At 36.1% G+C, this 2,641-nt stretch carries 4 protein-coding genes; all 4 read right to left on the reverse strand.

The window, feature by feature from the left end:
• On the reverse strand, positions 1-404 hold a 404-nt coding region (locus tag B2Z27_RS13255; RefSeq protein ID WP_286814004.1), incomplete at its 3' end, for an iron-containing redox enzyme family protein.
• The gene (locus B2Z27_RS13260; RefSeq protein WP_286814005.1) at positions 405-1,301 is read right to left on the reverse strand and encodes a hypothetical protein; all 897 of its coding nucleotides are present in this window, start codon (positions 1,299-1,301) and stop codon (positions 405-407) included. It abuts the gene before it with no gap.
• The gene (locus tag B2Z27_RS13265) at positions 1,298-2,044 is read right to left on the reverse strand and encodes a hypothetical protein (RefSeq protein WP_286814006.1); all 747 of its coding nucleotides are present in this window, start codon (positions 2,042-2,044) and stop codon (positions 1,298-1,300) included. The genes B2Z27_RS13260 and B2Z27_RS13265 overlap by 4 nt, the downstream gene beginning before the upstream one ends.
• A gap of 299 nt (positions 2,045-2,343) precedes the next feature.
• A partial coding sequence (locus B2Z27_RS13270; protein WP_286814007.1) for a hypothetical protein occupies positions 2,344-2,641 on the reverse strand: 298 nt, incomplete at its 5' end.

Here is a 2,641-nt window from a genome sequence, read left to right on the forward strand (position 1 = left end):
CCAAACATTGCAATACTAACAAGTATATCTCTGTTTTTTACCGTTTTCATTATTGTCTGATTAAAATTAATTACGGCATCGTGAGGTTTTCGTTGAAGCAATTCAGATTTTTCGATACCTAGATCGTATAAATACTCTTTGAATGTATTTCCATGGGCGTTTTTCAAATCTCCGTTGCCGTGCTCGTCTAAAATATTATTGATGACGATTTGTCTTTGTTCATAAGAATCGATCTTACTAGCCAATATAAACATGGGCAGTGAAAAAAATAGTACGGCATCTAAAAACCTAATTTGGGTTTCCTGAAATTTTTCTAGGGATAATCTGCCATCTACGAGCATTTCAAAAAATGGCTGTTTATTAATAGGGGTTTCTAATTTCAGTTTTTCTATATATTTATTCACTTAAATTTCTCCAGTTGAGATACATAATATACCTGATTTGCGTAAGTTAGGGGCAAACGGAGAAAAAGAAAATATTTTGCATCGGGTGTTAGTCTGTATTCCATGGTCTTGGAGCCATAGAATTTTTTTTTCATCTCGAACATCTATTGAAAAACAAGCTAGCCCATTTGTTCTATTCATTATCTTTTCAAGTGCTTTCTTCAAGGATCCCTCCCTCATCCTTGTTAGTAAATTTGGATGTAAATGGCCTAGTGGAAGTAGAGAATTATCTGTGGTTGAAATAATATTTTTTATACCATCGTTCCAAAGTAAATCTTCGTGTCTGTGAGGGCTAAGATTTATTTGTTCTAAGTCTTGATCTGGAAAATCGTCAAATTTCAATCTAGAAATTTTTTTCGGGTCCACTATGTATATGTTCATTTCTGCGACTCCGTTGGCCAATTTACCTAGATGCGGTCCCTTGAATGCGGTATTTACGCCTTGTCCACCGCGTTGCATGGTGCAGTAATATACAAAATCCCACCCTTGAAAATCCTTTACTAGAGGCCAGCGAATAAAGAGATACCAAAGGGCCTTTTGATGAATCCCCTTTTTTCGAAAATCAGGGCTTAACTTTAAATCAGCAGCATAGAGTCCCGTATAATCTTTTTCACCAAAGGTAATTTGTTTCCATACTCCAGCGATGCTTCCTACAACCGTATTATTATTAGTAATAATTAAAAACCTTACTTTGATTCCTTGTTGTAAAAAAAAGGAGTAATAGGTATCCCCATGGTCAATAGTAAAACCACCCACTCCATCCTCTAGAGGATATTCGATTTGCTTTTCCAAAGCACGTAGCTCAGGAACAAATGGTTCGATACCTGTTTCATCAACTATATGATACTGCAAATTCATTTTTTGATGTATAGTCGAAAATGGTCATAGAACATACTTCTATCATGGGTTTGCCAATATGAGTCAAATGATTTATCTTCTTTAAAATGGGTTTTGAATATATCTATCCAATCTTTATGATTGTTTAATTGCCGGAGCAGAACAGGCGACCCCGCCTTTAACTGTGAGAGATAGTCGGCGCATTTCTCTACAAATTCGATTTCACTCCAGTCAAATAAATTGGATAGACTCACAAAATTATATGATGAAATATCTGGTACATCGTATAGAGTGCCCTCAATGAATTCCAATTCTTGATTAAAGCCAGGAGTCATATATGGGAATGCGGCTTCAGATGAATAATAACCCTGAAAAACATGCTGTAAAAAAGGATTTAAATAGGAATCTGTTTTTTGAAACTCATCCATGATCTTTTTTTGAAAATATTTTATATATGTTCCGGGGATTCCCTGCTTGGTAGCCTGATCGCTAAATACTGCTTCGATGGACGTGTCATTAAAAACATCCGCAAAGGGCTTACGAATATTCACGTGCTTTTGCCAAGCCTGTGTCAGAAACCTTCTTTTTTTATTGGACGTGGTATTGTTAAAAAATATTTCCAGGTTATCGTTACCTGATACCTTTTGTATAAAAGATTCCCGTAAACGTTGGAACATCTGTTCGAATTCTCCAGCCTGGTTCAGACTGGTGTCGTTTTGTTTCCCGATATTCAATGCATCAAAATCAGATACGTTTACTGCCATTATTTTTTTTTTGACGTGACTGAATTGGTATGGGTTCAGATCAAATGCTGTGATAGATAGATAGGAATAGAGGGCTTTTAATGATAGTGGAACACACCCACCACTGCATATGGTGAGCATACGCCCAGGCCTAAATTGTTCTATGATATGGGCTTCGACAAGATGGTCTTCCCGAGTCACAGCGAACAGCAAGGTTGAAAATAGAGACATGGATAAGACTATATGTTTAGATTAAACTCCAATAAAACATTTTTACATTAAAAATGGTATTTTACTTTTATGTGTTCTCCTAAAACTGATTAAGGATTAAAATACAATGATTTAACCCAACCTGCATCTTGTTTAGACATTTTTTCACCTAATGTAGCTGCGGTGGTAACCTGGTCTAGATTACGCTGACCAAGTAGGACACAGCCTGATGATACGTCTGTTAATAGTGCATCAATTATTCCGCGCATCACTGGATATGGATGATCAGAAAATCTCTCCTCAAGTAAGATCTTATTTTCCTGCATTTTTTCAATTACATTTATTTTAGTAAAATCATCTACATTGGCGCGAAAATCCACAGCACCAAATGTTACGGGCTCTATGTAT

The sequence above is a fragment of the Maribacter sp. UBA3344 genome (genome assembly GCF_002362375.1).
GTDB classification, from domain to species: Bacteria; Bacteroidota; Bacteroidia; order Flavobacteriales; family Flavobacteriaceae; genus Maribacter; species Maribacter dokdonensis.

Excerpts from the sequence above, each read along its gene's own strand:
- B2Z27_RS13260 (WP_286814005.1), bottom strand. The coding sequence starts at position 1,301 with ATGAATTTGCAGTATCATATAGTTGATGAAACAGGTATCGAACCATTT.
- B2Z27_RS13265 (WP_286814006.1), bottom strand. The coding sequence starts at position 2,044 with ATGGCAGTAAACGTATCTGATTTTGATGCATTGAATATCGGGAAACAA.